Annotated in this window: 20 protein-coding genes; 7 read left to right on the top strand and 13 right to left on the bottom strand. The window is 39.1% G+C overall.

What is annotated here, in order from left to right; genetic code table 11:
• The first annotated feature begins 66 nt into the window (after nt 1-66).
• On the top strand, nt 67-831 hold the full coding sequence (locus ICL16_RS07470; protein WP_190826221.1) for an SDR family NAD(P)-dependent oxidoreductase: 765 nt from the start codon (nt 67-69) through the stop codon (nt 829-831).
• 23 nt (nt 832-854) lie between these two features.
• Here the strand turns inward: ICL16_RS07470 and ICL16_RS07465 are convergent, their stop codons facing one another.
• From ICL16_RS07465 to ICL16_RS07435, 7 genes are all read right to left on the bottom strand, one after another.
• Complete coding sequence (locus ICL16_RS07465; protein WP_190826220.1) at nt 855-995, bottom strand: hypothetical protein; 141 nt, start codon at nt 993-995, stop codon at nt 855-857.
• A gap of 21 nt (nt 996-1,016) precedes the next feature.
• On the bottom strand, nt 1,017-1,469 hold the full coding sequence (locus tag ICL16_RS07460; RefSeq protein ID WP_337906936.1) for a DUF6745 domain-containing protein: 453 nt from the start codon (nt 1,467-1,469) through the stop codon (nt 1,017-1,019).
• 40 nt (nt 1,470-1,509) lie between these two features.
• Nucleotides 1,510-2,016, bottom strand: coding sequence for an MAPEG family protein (locus ICL16_RS07455; RefSeq protein WP_190826218.1), 507 nt, complete (start codon nt 2,014-2,016; stop codon nt 1,510-1,512).
• A gap of 225 nt (nt 2,017-2,241) precedes the next feature.
• On the bottom strand, nt 2,242-2,541 hold the full coding sequence (locus ICL16_RS07450) for a type II toxin-antitoxin system RelE/ParE family toxin (protein WP_190826217.1): 300 nt from the start codon (nt 2,539-2,541) through the stop codon (nt 2,242-2,244).
• Nucleotides 2,534-2,761 (bottom strand): addiction module protein, encoded by a 228-nt coding sequence (locus ICL16_RS07445; RefSeq protein WP_190826216.1) that lies wholly within the window; start codon nt 2,759-2,761, stop codon nt 2,534-2,536. The genes ICL16_RS07450 and ICL16_RS07445 overlap by 8 nt, the downstream gene beginning before the upstream one ends.
• Before the next feature lie 45 nt (nt 2,762-2,806).
• Nucleotides 2,807-3,715 carry a helix-turn-helix domain-containing protein gene (locus ICL16_RS07440; RefSeq protein WP_190826215.1) on the bottom strand — a complete coding sequence of 303 codons (909 nt, stop codon included), beginning with the start codon at nt 3,713-3,715 and terminating at the stop codon, nt 2,807-2,809.
• An 82-nt stretch (nt 3,716-3,797) separates the two neighbouring features.
• On the bottom strand, nt 3,798-4,517 hold the full coding sequence (locus tag ICL16_RS07435; RefSeq protein WP_190826214.1) for a response regulator: 720 nt from the start codon (nt 4,515-4,517) through the stop codon (nt 3,798-3,800).
• Nucleotides 4,518-5,569: 1,052 nt separating this feature from the next.
• Here ICL16_RS07435 and ICL16_RS07430 point away from each other — a divergent pair.
• The 3 genes from ICL16_RS07430 (at nt 5,570) to ICL16_RS07420 (ending at nt 8,641) form a co-directional block, all read left to right on the top strand.
• The gene (locus ICL16_RS07430) at nt 5,570-6,883 is read left to right on the top strand and encodes an ATP-binding response regulator (protein ID WP_190826213.1); all 1,314 of its coding nucleotides are present in this window, start codon (nt 5,570-5,572) and stop codon (nt 6,881-6,883) included.
• 43 nt (nt 6,884-6,926) lie between these two features.
• Nucleotides 6,927-8,030, top strand: coding sequence for a sensor histidine kinase (locus ICL16_RS07425; RefSeq protein WP_190826212.1), 1,104 nt, complete (start codon nt 6,927-6,929; stop codon nt 8,028-8,030).
• A gap of 176 nt (nt 8,031-8,206) precedes the next feature.
• Nucleotides 8,207-8,641 (top strand): Na-translocating system protein MpsC family protein, encoded by a 435-nt coding sequence (locus ICL16_RS07420; RefSeq protein WP_190826211.1) that lies wholly within the window; start codon nt 8,207-8,209, stop codon nt 8,639-8,641.
• Nucleotides 8,642-8,654: 13 nt separating this feature from the next.
• Here the strand turns inward: ICL16_RS07420 and ICL16_RS07415 are convergent, their stop codons facing one another.
• The 3 genes from ICL16_RS07415 to ICL16_RS07405 all read right to left on the bottom strand — a co-directional run bounded on the left by ICL16_RS07415 (nt 8,655) and on the right by ICL16_RS07405 (nt 11,952).
• Nucleotides 8,655-9,092: a response regulator gene (locus ICL16_RS07415; RefSeq protein WP_190826242.1), complete on the bottom strand. Its 438-nt coding sequence runs from the start codon at nt 9,090-9,092 to the stop codon at nt 8,655-8,657.
• Nucleotides 9,093-9,412: 320 nt separating this feature from the next.
• Nucleotides 9,413-11,131 (bottom strand): tetratricopeptide repeat protein, encoded by a 1,719-nt coding sequence (locus ICL16_RS07410; protein ID WP_190826241.1) that lies wholly within the window; start codon nt 11,129-11,131, stop codon nt 9,413-9,415.
• A 440-nt stretch (nt 11,132-11,571) separates the two neighbouring features.
• The gene (locus ICL16_RS07405) at nt 11,572-11,952 is read right to left on the bottom strand and encodes a bacteriorhodopsin (protein ID WP_202895442.1); all 381 of its coding nucleotides are present in this window, start codon (nt 11,950-11,952) and stop codon (nt 11,572-11,574) included.
• Nucleotides 11,953-12,358: 406 nt separating this feature from the next.
• Here ICL16_RS07405 and ICL16_RS07400 point away from each other — a divergent pair, with 406 nt between their 5' ends.
• Complete coding sequence (locus ICL16_RS07400; protein WP_190826210.1) at nt 12,359-13,012, top strand: pentapeptide repeat-containing protein; 654 nt, start codon at nt 12,359-12,361, stop codon at nt 13,010-13,012.
• A 70-nt stretch (nt 13,013-13,082) separates the two neighbouring features.
• Here ICL16_RS07400 and ICL16_RS07395 read toward each other — a convergent pair whose 3' ends face one another.
• The 3 genes from ICL16_RS07395 to fraC are packed head-to-tail and all read right to left on the bottom strand — an operon-like array spanning nt 13,083 to nt 15,516.
• Nucleotides 13,083-13,862 (bottom strand): ABC transporter permease, encoded by a 780-nt coding sequence (locus ICL16_RS07395; RefSeq protein WP_190826209.1) that lies wholly within the window; start codon nt 13,860-13,862, stop codon nt 13,083-13,085.
• A 59-nt stretch (nt 13,863-13,921) separates the two neighbouring features.
• Nucleotides 13,922-14,956: a septal junction protein FraD gene (gene fraD / locus ICL16_RS07390; protein ID WP_190826208.1), complete on the bottom strand. Its 1,035-nt coding sequence runs from the start codon at nt 14,954-14,956 to the stop codon at nt 13,922-13,924.
• Nucleotides 14,957-14,976: 20 nt separating this feature from the next.
• Nucleotides 14,977-15,516, bottom strand: a complete 540-nt coding sequence (fraC, locus tag ICL16_RS45390; protein ID WP_238360639.1) for a filament integrity protein FraC — start codon at nt 15,514-15,516, stop codon at nt 14,977-14,979.
• A gap of 315 nt (nt 15,517-15,831) precedes the next feature.
• On the opposite strand from fraC, the gene ICL16_RS07385 reads away from it, so the two are divergent.
• Together ICL16_RS07385 and ICL16_RS07380 are read left to right on the top strand one after the other, a co-directional pair.
• Nucleotides 15,832-16,968, top strand: a complete 1,137-nt coding sequence (locus ICL16_RS07385) for a cob(I)yrinic acid a,c-diamide adenosyltransferase (protein WP_190826207.1) — start codon at nt 15,832-15,834, stop codon at nt 16,966-16,968.
• Nucleotides 16,969-17,172: 204 nt separating this feature from the next.
• Nucleotides 17,173-17,853, top strand: coding sequence for a Uma2 family endonuclease (locus tag ICL16_RS07380; protein ID WP_190826206.1), 681 nt, complete (start codon nt 17,173-17,175; stop codon nt 17,851-17,853).
• Nucleotides 17,854-17,889 lie beyond the last annotated feature (36 nt).

Genomic DNA, 17,889 nt, shown 5'->3' with positions numbered 1-17,889 from the left:
GCGGTCTAATTTAATTAAATACCGCTAAGAATCCCTAATACCACAATTCTGAAAAAGAAGAAAATCATGACTCCAATCTATCCAGATTTAAAAAATAAGCATATTTTAATCACAGGTGGTAGTAATGGTATTGGAGAGGCTTTAACTCGATCCTTTGCAGCGCAGGCTCAGGAAGTAACAATTCTTGATCAAGATTACAACAAAGGCTTAGTTATAGCTAAAGAATGTGAAAAATATAACTGCAAAGTCAATGTATATGGTGTGGATTTAACTGATACAAAAGCACTTACCGAAACTTTAGCTCAGATTAAAAAAGAAAAACCAGTAGTGAATGTTCTGATCAATAACGCTGGTTACGATCCGAGATATCCTTTACTATCCATGTCAGAGCAAGAGTGGAATGACTTGTTTCAATTGAATGTAACCCACTATTTCGTTACCTGTCGTGAACTATTACCAGACATGATTAATGTTGGTGGAGGTAGCATCATTATGACAACCTCTCATCAGGTGTGGGTTGCCAATCCAGAGCTGATTGCCTACAGCGCAACTAAAACAGCAATCATCGGCATGGTTCGCAGTCTTGCCACAGCCGTAGGAAAGCATCATATCCGTGTTAACGCTGTGGCTCCAGGATGGATTATGACGGAAAGACAACTCAATCAATGGGTAACACCAGAAGCCATACAAAAGTATCTCGAACAACAATCTATTCCCATCGAACTTTCACCGGATGATTTAGTGGGAACTTATCTGTTTCTTGCCTCAGATACCTCGCGAGCAATTACCCGTCAGACAATAGTAGTCGATGCCGGATATGCTCATAGTTAATTTTGAGTATATTTGACTTTTCGTTATGGTTGTATGCCAGAAGCGCGTTTGTTTTGAATCATCTGCTCAAATTCTTCAATCGAGTTAAGCCGTTTACCTTCTTTGTGAATACGTTGTCCTAATGCATGAAGCGCATCATCGTCCGAAGCGATGTTGCAACACATACTCACGCAGCTGTTGAATTGTCAAGTTTCAATACTCCATCCTAACCTTTTTATTTCCAAGTCAATTTTTTTGATTAACTTTTCTTTTAATGTACCTACCCATGGGATAACCTCTTGTAAAGATGTCAAATCAAAAGGTATGTACACAATATAAATATTTTCTGTACTAGGCTCAATCATTTTAATTAGATAAGTTCGCTCATAATTATCATCATCATTTAATTTATATAATGTATATTCTTTGTATGAATCTAACTCAACAGCTTGTAATTCTTCGAGAATACGTTGGCAATCAAGACTTTGAATTAGAGCTTCGCGTAATTCTGAGTTACTTTCTTCCAAAAACCATTTGGCTTGCCACTGGCTAGGGTGCAGTTTTAAATATCTGTCAGGTAGAGCTACCCCATGATAAGCATAGATACTAAAACTATCAGTAAATTGAATAGCGGCTTCTCCTTCTGTGTGCCCAAGAATGCGTGTATATACGGTATTTAAGTGATCATCACTACTATATTTACATAGCTTTTAAGCCGTAATAGACACAGGCACTTGCCCCAACTACGTAGACAAACCAGGTGAGAAAAAAGCCACTAGCACGACCAACAGAAGGTCCATATGTCTTGATTAAACCATATGCATGAGCAATTCGGGCTACTGTAAATGTGCTTCCTAAAAGCCAAACTAGCCTTGTCGGCGAATGCATTAACTCAAGTGCTATAATTAACAGCAATCCGAGTGGCACATATTCTGCAAAATTCCCATGAGCGCGGACTTTGCGCTGTAAAATACCATCATCATTAGCTTCGTGTGGTAGAAATTTTTTAGTCCAGCTTTCAACTATGGCTGCCCAGGCACTTGGGTTATCAAGGGGGTCTGGTTGCATCGTGACATCTTCTTTTGACTCACCATGCCAAATCCTTGTTCTTACTCGTTCTGTTGCGGCAATGTAGGAAAGCACAAAGGCAATGAAACCGTTAAGCCCAATAAAGAGAGTTGAGATCGGAATAATATTTTGGTTCATTAGAACATTTGGATGCTAATTAACGAAGCTTTCGGAGAATCAAATGAAAAATAGAAAGCGTAACTAAGATATTGCTGATTGTTACTAAGTTTAGCGATCGCTCTCTACTTTGTCTTGCCTATTCTTCCGAAAAATGTCCTAATCTTCCAACAAGTTCAAATTAGCAAATCAGTATCTCCTTGCCGCACAGGGACTTTTGTCCGTTCACTGTAACGAAGTATTATGTCATGGCAACTGATTACGCCATTTATTTGGATCTTGAGAACTGTGAAAAACAGAGTAGACAATAATTGTATTATCCAAATACTCGTAGAAAACAACGTAGGGAAAGCGTCGAACTACAGCCCTTCGATAGTTCTCGTGAACTAACCGATACATCTGTGGATTTCGCCTAATGAGTTGGATACAAGCATCAACACAACGAAGAAAATCTTCACCCAAGCCAGGTTCCTGCTCTTCATACCATGTATAAGCTTCAGCAGCATCCTGTTCTGCTTTTGGTAAAATAATCAGATCTCTAAGCATTTTGTCTTTGATTGCGAATTCGTTCTTTAGCTTCTTCCCATGAACTTCCTGAGTCTGGATTCTGCAAGTAGGCAGCTTTCCTTCTGGCAAGTTCTTCTTTTTGCCACTCTAGTACAGGAATCTGTTCGGGAGCAGAGGCAATGCTATCCCACAAATCCTCGACAAGTTGTATCTTTTCTGAAAGGGCTAATTCAAACACCTTTTGAAACTCAGCGTTCATTTTGACCTCGCTCGCGAAACTAGCTATAATGCTTTTAGTCTAACATTAAAACAGCATGTCCCTGTATACTTTGGGTGTCATTGAGGTGTATTGGCGAAACACTCTGGTGAAATGACTTTGATTTTGAAACCCAACTTGATGGCAAATTTCTACAAGTGTTAAATCCTGGCTAACTAATAGCTGCTTTGCTTTTTCTATCCGGCATTTATTCACATATTGATGAGGTGATAGTCCTGTAGATTGTTTAAATAAACTGGCAAAATAATGAGGACTTATTTGGACTAAAAAAGCAAGTTCAGCTAAGTTTAAATTTTGGTCTAAATGCTCGTTAATATAAGTGATTACTTTCCTCAGTTTATGCTTGGGCAATCCACCTATATAATTCTGAATTCCCTGTGAGCGTGAACAATATCTTCTAATTAGATGCATCGAAAGGGCAGTTGCCATTGATTCGGCATAAAAACGACTGTCTGCTCCTGCTACTTCTAACTCAGATTTTAGTGCCAATCCCATGTGCTGGATTAATGGATCGTGTACTTTTAACTGAGGTACAAGTTCAATTTGTGCATTTACAGCATCAGTGGCACGAGTAAGAGTTGTCGGCTCAACAAAAAGATCGATCAGGGGAACTTCTCTGTCAACTTGTGCTTTGGGAAAGGGTTGACTCGCTGGGAAAATTCCAACATCACCCTTGGTGTAATCTACATGTTGCCAACGCCCGTTTAGCATATAGCTAACACAACAATCGTCAAGTGTGATGACGATCAAGTGCTGACTTAATTGCATGGACGGCATTTCATCAGCGGGTTCTAGTTCATAGATGAGGTGTAAGCTATCCCATCCCGCTGCGTAGCTGGAGAGTAGATGCTCGTGGTGCGGAGGTTCGTCGTCGGACACGATCGCTCTTTTAGCTATAATTAATTGTTTCCAGTTTACTACGAAGATGAGTTGCATGAAACTGGAAACAATTTGATTAATGTAGCATCACTTTTTGAGAGAGAATGGTTGATGAGCGGATAAAATTCAGGCTACTTTTTCATGCTACTAATCCAGAACGAAGAGCACGTACAGCAGCTTGAGTACGATCATCAGCACAGAGTTTGTTCAGGATATTGCGAACGTGGGTTTTGACTGTACCAACTGTGATATAAAGTTTTTCCGCAATCTGCCCGTTGCTACAACCTGCGACAATTAACTCTAGAATTTCGAGTTCTCGTTGTGTGAGTGGGTAGGTTTCTAAAACTTGCTCGTATTCAGAGGGCAATGCTTCAATTTTCACGGTTTTGGGTTTGTCAGATTGCTGATCCATGGGCAACCCTTGCCGCATTTGCTGTAAAACTACGTTAGCGATCGCCGGATCGATCCATGAGTTACCAGTATGAGTTGCTTGGATTGCTTCTGTCAACTTATCTATACTGGTATCCTTCATGTAGTAAGAGTCTGCCCCTGCTGCAAATGCTGCTAGTACTGCATCCTCTGTATGATCCATCGTCAGTACGAGAATTTTTGTATTATTTTCTCCTGTTTCTGCTTGAAACTGCCTAAATTTCCGTGTCAGTTCTATCCCATCCATGTCTGGTAAGCCTATGTCCACAACAGCTACATCTGGCTTTGCTGTTTCGAGCAACTTTAATCCCTTGGTAGCATTTGCTGCTTCCCCTACAACTTGTAGTGCGCTGTGTGACTGTAATGCTGCTTTTAGCCCCATCCTTGTCAGGTCATGATCTTCAATTAAAACAATACTGATTTCGCTCATCTTTACTCTCTCTGTGTATGAATTGCATCTGTCGGAAGCCGACCTGTACGCTAACTGTTTTTTTTATTTTCCAAAACCTAAGATAGATGATATTTTGACAAATTTGCATCCACCGATAGAGATAAGGGTTTATGTTTCTTTTGTCTTATTATGTATGCCAAAATCTTGCTGGAGATATAGGTTCACTTTATAAATGGTAATAAGTTGTTACTTATGTTAACTATTGACCTTTGACAGAGCAAGACAATCGCGATCGCGGCTGTAGAATTTGGCAATTTGTTAGCACATTAGCTTATTCTCATTTTATCTATATATTTATATTCTTAATAAAATTTAGCAACCAAGTGATGAAGAACATGTTTCAATCATGCCTAAAAATTACTCAACCCAGTAAATTTACTCATTCTGTTTCCTAACTCCTGACTCCTACAGCACTATCTATTGGTAGGCTTTTCGGGGCGTATATGTCAGACCAATGGGTGAAGACAGTTTTTGAGCTACTACTTTACAATTACATTTGACCTGGTTAGGTTTTTTGCCAAAATCAGGCTCAACTCAGGATTCTTCAGCAAAATAGTATGCTGTTTGCTAATTATTCAATCATGATTGAAAGCGATCACTTATCATCCTGAAGACGGTATTTAAGTTGTGTAATCGAACAAGGGATGCAGGTTGAATTAAATCGCTAGTAATAGTGACAATCTTGAATAATCTAATACTAAAGGAGGATGACAAAAAATAAATATTAAATTAAACATAAACATTTACTCGAAAAAGATATTATTTGGTCTTTAATTTCACAGAACTTTCTGTGATTTAACATTTAAAATTATTCAATAAATAAAAAAGAAACAGAAGTGCTTTTGTACGTAATATAGAGCCAACAATGACACAAGTAGGTTAATACAAATAAAGTTAACTAATTAGGTTCATATTTTATCCGTTTTCATTAGTATTGGTTTCCGACTTATTTAGCAGAATTGACACAGTTGTATATATTTTTGCTTACCTACTTATAAAAAAGAGGATATGATAGCGAAGTCAGAAATAAAATGGAACAAAAGCTGGAAATTTTAGTAATAGATGATGACGAAGTAGACAGAGAGGTATTACGACATACCTTGTTAAAGACAGGTATTAAAATAGAATTGTCAGAAGCTGTAAATAGTAATAGTGCGATCGCTGCTAGTAATGAAACTTCTTTCGACTGTATCTTCCTCAATTATCACTTCCTAGCTCAAGAAAGCTTAAATTTAATTAATAAATTGCAATCACAATCAACTACTGTTCCTGTAATAATTTTAGTTGAAAGCGTAAATGAACAAATAGCTGTAGAAATTATCAAAGCAGGCGCAACAGACTACATTTTAAAATCTAGAATATCTGCAGAAGTAATAGCACAAGTTTTACGCAGTGCAGTTCGGTTATCCCAAACACAAAAGCAATTAGTCGAAGTAAATCAACAGTTAAGAGAAACCCAAGAGATAATCATTCGCCAAAACCAAGAAATAGAGGTACAAAGACAACAAATTGAACTGCAAAACCTGAAATTAATAGAAGCATCACGAGTAAAATCGCAGTTCTTGACAACAATCTCTCATGAACTGCGAACTCCAATGAATGCTATAATTGGTTTCTCACAGCTTTTGCTACGTCTAAAGTGTGGAGAGCTTTCACGTCAGCAAATAGACATGTTAGAGCGAATATTGAAAAATGGCAAAAATTTGCTCATACTGATTAATGAAATTTTGGATTTTTCTCGGCTAGAGGCAGGAAAGTTAGACATTAAGCCAGAAATATTTGATTTAGTCAAGGTGATAGATGGTGTAGTGCAAGAAATGCGCCCCTTGGCAGAAGAAAAAAATTTAACATTGATGTTAAAAACTGAACTGCCTAACCCTATAGTGTTTAACGATCCTACTCGTGTGCAACAGATGCTGATCAACCTGCTTTCTAATGCCATCAAGTTTACAGACTGTGGTAATGTGGAAGTTGAGGTTAAGGAACTGCCCGGAAATAAGTTGGCGATCGCTGTTAAGGATACCGGAATTGGCATCGCTCCCAAGGATATCAAAAGTATTTTTGAAGCCTTCCGGCAAGTAGATCAAAGCACCACCCGTAAATATCCGGGTACTGGATTAGGTTTACCAGTCGTGAAAGCACTAGTACAAATGATGTCTGGCAAAATTATTGTAGAAAGTAAGTTGAATGAAGGCTCAATTTTTCAAATACAACTGCCACGCCAAATATCATCTTCTCGGCTTGACAAACAAGAAGTAACCAATCATAGTGATTCGGTAAAAAATATAAAGCAGTACCAAGCTCGTCAGTTGACTCAACAACAGATACGAGAAGAGGGAAGATAGTAAGATCACGAGTAAAAAAGTATAAATTATTCTATAGTAAGTTATGTTATCCGCGCAGACAGATAAAGTAGAACGTATTCTCGCCATCGACGACACCCCAGATAATCTCATCTTGCTTCAGACAATTCTGGAAGTAGAAGGATATGAAGTAGAATTAGTAGCTGATGGAATAACAGGGCTGTCTCGAATTGCTTCTTCTGCGCCCGATCTAATTATGCTAGATGTGATGATGCCAGGAATGGATGGCTATGAAGTAACACGTCGCATCCGTAGTAACCCAGAAATACCTTATATTCCAATTCTATTGTTGACAGCTTTTCATGAAACCAGTGTAGTGCAAGGTTTGGACGCGGGAGCAGATGACTTTATCCGCAAACCATACGATCAAGACGAGCTGATGGCAAGAGTGCGATCGCTGTTGCGTCTCAAGCATAGTATAGACGAACAACGAAAAATGGCACGTCAGCGGGAAGATTTTGTTTCGCGTCTAACTCATGATTTGCGTACCCCCTTAGTAGCAGCAGATCGAATGCTCAATTTGTTTCAACAAGAAGCTTTCTGCGAAATATCGCCAGAAATGAAACAGGCGATTGCTGCCATGTTACGTAGTAACCACAATTTAATGGCAATGGTAAATAACCTCCTCGAAGTGTATCGCTTTGAAGCAGGTAAAAAAACTTTGCAATTTGAAAATTGTTCGCTCAGGGAAATAGTCGAAGAGGTAGTTCAAGAACTAAATCCTCTCGCGATTGAAAAAGGCTTAACTATAGATGTAGATGTCAGTGACTTAGATCAACGTGGTAAAAATGCTGGTATAGTAATGGGCGATCGGTTAGAATTACGACGAGTTGTCAGCAATTTACTGGGAAATGCGATTAAGTTTACAGATATAGGCGGTGTGAATATTCGCCTTTTTGAATCAGATCATTGGGTAACAATTGAAGTAAAAGATACAGGATATGGTATTGCTCCAGAAGATCTGCCTTACTTGTTTGAGCGATTTCGTCAAGGCAAAAATAAACGCGCAGGTAGTGGTTTAGGATTGCATTTGTCCCGTCGCCTTGTTGAGACACACGGCGGAACGATAGAAGTTTCCTCTGAGTTAGGTAAGGGCAGTATATTTACAGTGCGCCTCAAAGGTATTTAATTTTCATGACTAAGTTAACTTATGCCCAGAGGTTAACTTGTCTTACATAAAATACTACGTTGGGATGGTGAAATTGACTAATGCTTACCTCTACTATATAAATAATCATTCATCACCTAATCTTAAACTTTTAAATAATGGTTTTGAACCATTACAAACTATTCATAAATTAAGCAATGACGGCACAAACTCCAACTCGTGGGCAAGTAGAAAGAACTTTAGCACAGCGTGTTCAAGCTTTATATCGAGATCAACTTGGGCATCAACCTAGTAAGGTAACTTGCCAGTTGTCAGAGCAAAATGTAGTATTTGTACTTGAAGATTCTATTACTCAACCAGAGTTGCTACTTGCTCAAACGGGTAGGTTAGAATTAGCTGAGCAAGTACACTCAGATTTAGATAACGCCATTCAGCCGCAAATAAAGGCTTTGATCGAGGAGACTCTAAATGTTCCTGTAATTGATCTATTAAGCGATGCCACAATCAATACAGGTCGTACTGGAATTATTGCTCTTTTGACCAATACGCCTACACTTCGTAATTCTACTTCCAGTAATAAAGGAAATAAAAAGAATTCTTCCAGTAAAACAAACCCAGAAAAATCTCCCTAAGAAAAACTTAGAACTAAGCTGACAGAGAATAAAGTTTTTTGCAAAGGTAACGACAAACCATACTCTCCAAATCTTCGATCATGTAGGGCTTACTAATGTAATCGTCAAAGCCGGCTTTCAGAATTCTTTGTTTATCCTCACTACTAGCTAAAGCTGTAACTGCGATCGCTGGAATGTTACGTGTTTGTGGTTCTTGTTTAAGTTGATTTACAACATCTAGCCCACTTAAACTTGGTAATAAAATATCCAGAAGGATTAAGTCTGGCTGATACTCTTTAGCCACTAGTGATGTTGTAGAACTGTCGTTTTGACAAATTAATTTACAGCCGAGAGCTTCAAGGGCATAACTCATCAGTTGTAAATTATCATCGTTGTCTTCAACTGCTAAAATTAGAGGAGGTTTGTCGTCATGCTTGTTTTGCTTGCTCACAAATGCATGTGCCAGTTTCATTTCTTCTCCCGAAGATTTGTTTGCATTCATAGTCTCTTTTTAGAGAACAAACGAGGCAATACGCAAACGGTTTGATAGCGTTCGCTTTGGACTGGCTCGCGTTTCCAGATTGCGTTTTTAAGTATCTTACTCGCCTGCTCTAATGGGCGTCAATATTGCCCCTAGCTTAGACAATGAGAAGACACACCCTAATTATAGGCAAAATAGCCTGAGAATATAGCAGACAACTTATAAAGTATTCATATATTTAAGAAAAACTTAATAATGTTTATCTAATCACTGTAGAGACGTTCCACCGGAACGTCTCTACTATGTCTAAATTAATGCTGAAGTTGTTTAATCAAATCGAGAACTTGCCGATAATACTCTTGTTTCCCTTCGAGCTGATAAATGTCAGCAGATTTCTGAAAATCCTCAATTGCGCCTTGATAGTCGTCAAGATTACGCCGGATGTCAGCTCGGATAATGTAAGCAGAAGCCCAATGCGGTTTAAGTCGTAAGGCTTGATTCAAGTCAGCCAGCGCTCCTTGTAAGTCTCCCACTAAAGAGCGGCTACGACCTCGATTATACCAATCTTCACAAAAGCTGGGTGCGATCGCAATGGCACGATTGTAATCTTCGCTTGCTCCTTGATAGTCTTGAAGGGCGTAACGAGCATTACCGCGCTCACTATAAATTGCTGCTGATTTAGGATCAATGCGCAGAGCTTGGGTGTAATCTTCTACCGCTCCCAGGTAATCTTGTCTGGCATAGCGGATAGAACCTCGATTATAATATGCCTCCATCAGATTGGGATTAAGTTTTATTGCTTGAGTATAATCTGCCATTGCACCTTTTTCGTCTCCCAAACAACGACGAGCATTACCTCGGTTGCAGTATGCATCGGGAAAGTTTGGTGCTATCTTAATTGCTTCAGTGTTATCGTCAATCGCGCCTTTGAAATCTTTGAGGGCATCGCGGACAATTGCTCTTCCATAGTATGCTTCAGCTAAATTAGGATTAATCTCTAATGCTTGAGTGTAATCGGCAATTGCGCCTTGATAGTCTCCCAAACGACGATGAGCATGAGCGCGAAAACCATAAACTAAAGCCAGTTCCGGATTTTGCTGCAATGCGCAGTTAAAATCTTCGATTGCGCCTTGATAGTCTCCCAAATCAGCACGCAAAAAACCTCTTCTATAGTACGCTTGTACGTCTTGAGGGTTAAGCTTGATTGCTTGACTAAAATCTTGAATTGCGACTGTATTATCCTTGAGGTGATAGCGGACAAGACCCCGATTATAATAACCTAGTGCAAACGATGGGTTAATTTCTACTGTTCGGTTGTAATCTTCAATTGCTCCCGAATGATTACCCAAAGCGTAACGGACATTTCCTCTGTTATAATAGGCGATGGCAAGTTGGGGATCTAGTTGCAACGCTTGGTCGTGATCGGCGATCGCCCCCTTGTAGTCTCCCAAAGTATAGAGAACATTTCCCCGATTGCTGTACACTGCGGCAAAGGTGGGTTCAAGTTCTAAAGCTGAGTTGAAGTCTTTAATTGCGCCTTGATGATCCCCTTGCTCATACCGAGCCAAGCCGCGATGATGATAAGCATGAGCTAAATCTGAATTGATGTGGGTAGCCAAATCTGGAGCAATTTTGATTGCTTGTTGATAATCTTCAATCGCTTTATGATATTTGCCCAGTGCAAAGTGAGCAATCCCCCGACTTTGATAGGATACAGCTAGTTGAGGATTGATTTGTAATGCTAAGTTGTGGTCGGCGATCGCTCCTGTATAATCTTCTAAATAGTATCTATTATTACCTCTATTACAGTAAGCTTCAGCAAAATTAGGGTTGAGTTGTACTGATTGATTAAAGTCGCCAATAGCCGCATAGTAATTTTTTAAACTGCTTTGAATACAACCTCGGTTATAGTAAGCTTCAGCACAGTTAGGATTTAGCTTGAGTACCTGGTTGTAATCTGCTACCGCCCCTTGATAATCTTGTTGTAAACTTTTACTCAATGCCTGGTCGAAATATTCTTCCGCATTCATTTGGTTGACGCAAAGTGTATAAATTTGATTGATGTACTCCCACCCCTGATGAGGAGGCGGGTTTTTCTGATTACTTTTTGGCGATCGCACCCAACATACCTGATTGCTTTAAATATGCCAAAGGTTCCAGTTCAGAAGCATATATTTGTATTTAACACAGTAATTTTGAGATTTTCTTAGTATTCTTTAGTTCCCAGATAATTGCGTGTCACTGCTTTTAGCCACACTACTTACATATAAGCAGTGTGGTTGAATTACGTATAAACTCTCCAGTACTGATTGGCTCATCAAACAATCTTTACTAAGTATTGCCTCTACGTAAGATTACTTTGTCAACAATTATGAAAAAATAATTTTACCTGATATTATACCAAAAATTATATCAAGTTGATTGCAAAAATCAGGGAGTAGGGGAGTAGGGGAGAAAGGGAGTGGGAATTTTATATATAAGATGCGTGTGGTTCGTTGATGGGTTCTTTGGAAGTCTCTAGTGTATGTAGGGTGTTCAAAGACAAAAGCCCGAAACCTACTTTTGAAGCAATATCTAGTAGGGTATAAGACATTGCCTCTCCACTTTGACCAAAGACATTGATCCCTTCTGGACTAAGAATCCATACAATTGGGTAGAGTGTCCACAGTATTAGATGCACAGTTACTAACTTGCGGAATGCTTGTTTGGATGTGGGATGTTTTCTTTCCGCTTCTTGACAGTAGGGTGCCAATAAGTAAAAAATAGCTACGTAAGCACCGCAACTAAAAATGTACCAAATATAACTAATAGTTTTAGGTGAAATTGTGGCGACAAAGCCAGTAGCAATCATCTAAGCATTTGCGCCTAACCCAAAAAAAAGACAACCCAGTGTCATGCTGATGACACCAATCCACAACCAAATTTGAGTCATTGGATAGCTATATATAAGTAATATTTGTAATTTTGCCAGTTTTTATTTTGGATAAAATACTTCTAAATACAGATTTTCATTTACCTAAATACGTATTAAAAATTATCCTTGGGCAGATTATGACTCTAAAATACATCCCCAGATATTGCACCATAATTTTTGTCAGCCAAGAAATTTATTTCTTGGCTGAAAGCTCAAGTCAGAAGACATCTGACTAAGTACCTCTCTAAGTCCGTTAAAACGGACTTGAGCTATTAGCCCTTACATAAGTCAAGGCGTAATATTATCAAGATTTTTTGACAATTCCAAATTAGAGGTAAAGACCATGAGAAATTATACTGACAAAGATTTAATTTCACGTCAAATCATTGATGAATGTCTTCAAAGAAGAGACTTGAGTGGATGTGACTTAAGTGGAATAGATTTGAGAGCAGTTGATTTAAGTGGAATAAATTTAATCGAAACAGATTTACGCGGTGCAAATCTGAATGGAGCTATCCTATGTGGTGCAAACCTAAGCGGAGCAAACTTAATGGGAGCTTCTATACAATCAGCTAAATTATATGAAGCTTCTTTATGTGAAGCTAATTTAAGTGAAGCTAATTTAAAAGGTGCAAATTTATGTGGAGCTTTTTTGTGGCGAGTAAAATTAAATAGAAGTGACTTATGGGGAGCTTCTTTATGTAATGCTGACTTAAGCGAGGCTGATTTAAGTGAAGCGACATTAATTGAAGCGACATTAATTGAAGCGAATTTAGTCAGAGCGAATCTCACAGGGGCAAGGCTTTGTGGCGCAACGCTAGTAGAAGCTAATTTATATCAGGCAAATTTAACTAGTACGGACTTAACTTGGACAAACTTAACTTCGTCTAACTTGAGTGAAGCAAACCTATGTTCGTCAAAACTCACTTATACTCTTCAGTGGGATACAATCATGCCCGATGGAACAATTCACTATCCACAAATAGCATTTTTTTAACCCCGAATCTCTGTAGAGACGTTCCGGCGGAACGTCTCTACAGATTGCTGGCGGAACGTCTCTACAAATTTCAAAATTGACGTTGTGAAAAAATTAGGATAGCGATCGCCAATAGCATGACAATGTATATTAAGCCATAGCCTGCATTAGTCAATAAAGCATTTGTTTCCGGTAGTGCCGCCAAACCATATACTGCCTGATTTTTCAGATCCAATCTTGATAAATCTGGTAATATGAGATATAAAGCTTGAGTCAGGCGTTCAATCCCAGGACTGCTACCTAAACGACCAAGTTGTAGTAAATCTTGAGTAATATTCCCCATTAAGTAAATCCCAAAGGTTAAAGCTGTCGCTAACAGAGAACTGGTAAAAACACCCAAGGTAATAGCCACAGCAGTAACTAAGGAAAGTTGCAAAAATAAGAAAATTGCTGCTAATAAAATACTTTGTGTTGGATAAGCGATTTTTTCCAATTGTAAAAATACTAAATAAATCACTGTCATTGCCGCAATGAGTACGGCTAGTACCGTTAACAAGCCCGAATATATGCCGATGATAAATTCACTACGGCTAACGGGTTTGGCAATTAATACCAAAATTGTCCGTTTTTCTATTTCTTTGTTAACTAATCCTGTACCAACAAAAACAGCAATAATTAAACCGATTGCACTCATTGCCGCTAAACCAAAGTCTAAAAAAATTTTTTGTTCTGTTGTCGCGGCAAATTCGGGAAGTAAGCGCATAGCTGCTGCTAGTATTAAAGCATAAAAACCAATAATGTAAAGGATGCGATCGCGCACTGCTTCGCGAAATACATTTGTGGCTATTACGGAAATTCTACCTAAATTCATGGCTAGTATGATAATTAAATCGGAATGATGTACAGACGCTCCGGCGGAGCGTCTGTACTTTACTGCTGGGGTGGAGGTGCTCCTTGAATGACTTTTCCGATCGGACCGCATTGAATTTCTGCTACTATAACTGTTTGTTCTGTACTAGTAGTGTCTGTGTTTTTTGGTACTGCGATCGGATCGATCTGACAAGATTTTGTCAGATAATACCCACCTGGTTTAGAACTAGGACCACTCCATATACTTAATAAATCTAGTTTGTACTCATTTTTGTTCTTAGGATTAGGATTTGATATGCGTGGTTCAACTCGCCATAAAAACCTTTCATCATATTGTGCTAGTTCTTTTGCTATGACTTCTCTGCCTATTCTAGCTACTCTTTGTCTAGCGTCAAATAACCATTGTTCTACTTCCGACCAAGGTTTTTTAGATATTTGTTCTTCTATTACTGGTTGGATTTTATCTAAAATTACCACACCATTTCTTGGTCCTACCACTACATCATCTGTTCTCAAGATAAATGTACTACGCTGAAAGTTATCAGTTTGTATGCTGGGATATTCATTTAACCAATCATCAGTCACAAAGTAAAACCCTATCCAGCAACTAATTACCATACAACAGCCAATTAAAACTATAATTTTCTGGCGTTCGTCTATCTTGGGAACCTGAGTTTTCGACTCTGTACCTGTTCCTTCAACAAACTCTGCGCTAGCAGCAATTAATGCTGAAATTGTTGGCCAGAGAACAATAGTTCTGGGTGTAATTACATCATTTTCTCTTCCAAAAGCCAGAGTACTTACTAAAAACCCAGTAATCACTGCTCCAATTGGCATATTAGTACCAGGGATGAGTATAGGGTTATCAGTAGTATACCAAGAAGTTCCGGCTATGAGAAATAACCAGCCTAGAAATGAAACTATATCTTTTACATATCCAGTAGAAAGAATCGACATTATCCAAGAAAAAATACTTAAGTAAATTAAAGTTTGCCAAGAATAAGCCCTGGGTGGGACTAATAGTCTTCTAATCCGCTCATAAACGTCTTCAACAATTTTGAATACGTTGAGCAGATCTTTTAAAATTAAATTCATATCTTCCTCCTTAATATTTATTACAAGTTTACTGAACGTAGGAATAAAATAAAGACGATTAAAGTATAGCTAATAGAATTAGCTATTAATACAGTAGTGACTAAATTAGTATTTTGTAATTTAAAGCGATATGTCCTTCTGGAGATACGTCCTGTATTAGTTGGCAATTCTTCTTGCTTTTCAGGTTCCATCAAAAGTAATATAAAAAACCGTAAAAGAAAGTATTTGACAATAAATGTAGTAAAGAAAGTGATAAAAGCAGTTAAAACAACAAGAGACTGTATGTTATTTGAATGGAATCTATTAAAAAATATGTAACTAATTAATTCAGATTGCAAACTTACTGGTAAGATTGGATTTATAATAAAAAAGACAATCCAGCCAATTACATTGGAAATAAGGTTAATAGATATGCCATAAAAAATACTAGTCTTTTTATCAAATTTTAACCTTTGATATAAGATAAACGATTCTGCAGGTATTGCAACAAGTAGAAATAAGAAATTAAACAATATTGCCCCAAGGGGAAAAATTCTGGGAAGAGAGGGAATTTCAAACATAAACAAGTAACGTAAAGGTGTACCTATGAGAGTATAGCTGTAATCAGAGCGCTCATAGCCGAGCTTCTGACTTTAAATTTACAGCCTGCGCACACCTACACAGAAGTCCTACAGGTAGGACATATGGTGTTCGCACGGCGTCTGGGCTTGTATCTACAACTTCTACCATCTTTTGGTTCAGTGTATGTTCTTGTTTCTTTTCTTCATATATTTCGCTGAGCGCACCCCGCATCCTTTCTCACTACTATAATCCCTACCCAATAATACAAAAACTTGAGTAATATTAAAGACTGCCACGTTACAGCTTCTGGAAAAATGACAAGGAACGGTATCGGTATTCGCACGGCACAAATACGCCCCTCACGGCCCAGAGGTCAAATTCATGTCTACGATGGGGCAGGAAAAGGTAAATCGCAAGCGGCTTTGGGAGTAGTTTTACGTTCAATCGGCTTAGGAATCAATACACCGCACTATTCTAACCGCGTCTTGCTACTACGGTTTTTAAAAGGTCCAGAACGAGATTACGATGAAGATGGGGCGATCGCTGCCTTACAACGGGGATTCCCACACCTGATCGATCAAGTCCGTACTGGGAGAGCCGAATTTTTTGGCCCACAAGAAATCACTGCCTACGATCAAACTGAAGCAGCGCGAGGTTGGGACGTGGCTAAAGGTGCGATCGCCAGTGGTTTATACTCAGTAGTAGTGTTAGATGAAATTAACCCCGTCCTCGATTTAGGTTTACTGAATGTCGATCAGGTGGTGCAGACACTTCAATCTAAACCCCAAGAATTAGAAATAATTACTACTGGGCGTGCCGCACCACAACAGTTACTAGATATTGCTGACTTGCACTCAGAAATGAAACCCCATCACCACACAGCAGCAGTAGCACAGGGGATACAAGGTATAGAAATTTACACAGGAGCAGGTAAAGGTAAATCTACTAGTGCTTTGGGTAAAGCTTTGCAGGCAATTGGTAGAGGAATTAACCATCCAGGTTCTACTCGTGTGTTGATTATGCAGTGGCTAAAAGGTGGCACTGGCTACACGGAAGATGCAGCGATCGCCGCTTTGCAGCAGTCATATCCAGAAGTGGTAGATCACCAACGCTGTGGACGAGATGCGATCGTTTGGCGTAACTCTCGCCAAGAATTGGACTATGTGGAAGCCGAGCGAGGTTGGGAAATTGCCAAGACGGCGATCGCATCTGGATTGTATAAAACTATTATCCTTGATGAACTTAATCCCACCGTTGACCTAGAACTACTCCCCGTTGAACCAATTGTCCAAGCTTTACTACGTAAACCTCGCGATACTGAAGTTATTATCACAGGTCGCTGCCAAAATCAACCGACCTACTTCGACTTAGCCAGCATTCACTCTGAGGTATACTGCCACAAACACTATGCTAATCATGGCGTAGAGCTTAAGCAAGGGGTAGACTTTTAACTATGGATAATAATTCGCTCGACTTGTTGACAGGGGGAATTGCGATCATCATACTTCTCGGTGGCTTCCTCATGATGTTTACCACTATTTTCACCACTAAGCGCAAGTAAAAAATTAGAACCCCGGTTTCTTAGAGAAACCGGGGTTCTTTGCTAGATAAAATTAAGTATAATTAAAATTTAGGATTGGTGCTGGTGTTGTGCTATGTCTGCCTCAGCCGCTAAAGTTATTCAATATGCGATCGCGAATCTACGTCAATGGCAAACCGCTACTTGGCAAGATTACGTAGCTTTGCGCGATGATCCAAAACTTGAGAGAATAAGGCTATTTTTTGACGAAGGTTGGCTTTGGGTAGATATGGGGGCAGAAGGTATTAATCATGCTAGTATTAGTGACCTCTTCACAATGCTATTTTTTATTTGGTCTACTCAAAGACCTGAACAAGTTTTCAGTTCTTTAGGGCGTTGTTTATTAGAGAAGTCCCCTTTAAAAGCTGGTGCGCCCGATTTAGTACTTTACTTGGGAGAAGACTACCCCCGTTGGCAGCCAGGAGAACCGCGTCGGATCGATCTGCACCAGTGGCTAGCACCTAATTTAGTTGGTGAAATTTCCGACACGACATTGACAACAGATCTTGATGAGAAGAAAAAAATTTATGCTTCTTTGGGGATTTCTGAGTATTGGGTGATTGATGTTCGCGGTCAGCGAGTGTTTGCATTTCAGTTACAGGATGGTAAGTATACTGAATGCACTGAATCTGTAGTACTCCAAGGTTTACCCATTTCTCTATTAAACCAAGCTCTAGAGCGCATGAACAAAGAGGCAAACACCCGTGTTGCAGCTTGGTTGGCGCAACAAATTGCTAGTTTGCCTACCAAGACTTGATCCCCACGCACGCCCCCGTTAAAAAGGAGGGTTTGA

Source organism: Iningainema tapete BLCC-T55 (assembly GCF_014698965.1).
GTDB classification, from domain to species: domain Bacteria; phylum Cyanobacteriota; class Cyanobacteriia; order Cyanobacteriales; family Nostocaceae; genus Iningainema; species Iningainema tapete.
This window is presented reverse-complemented; position numbering and strand designations above follow the sequence as displayed.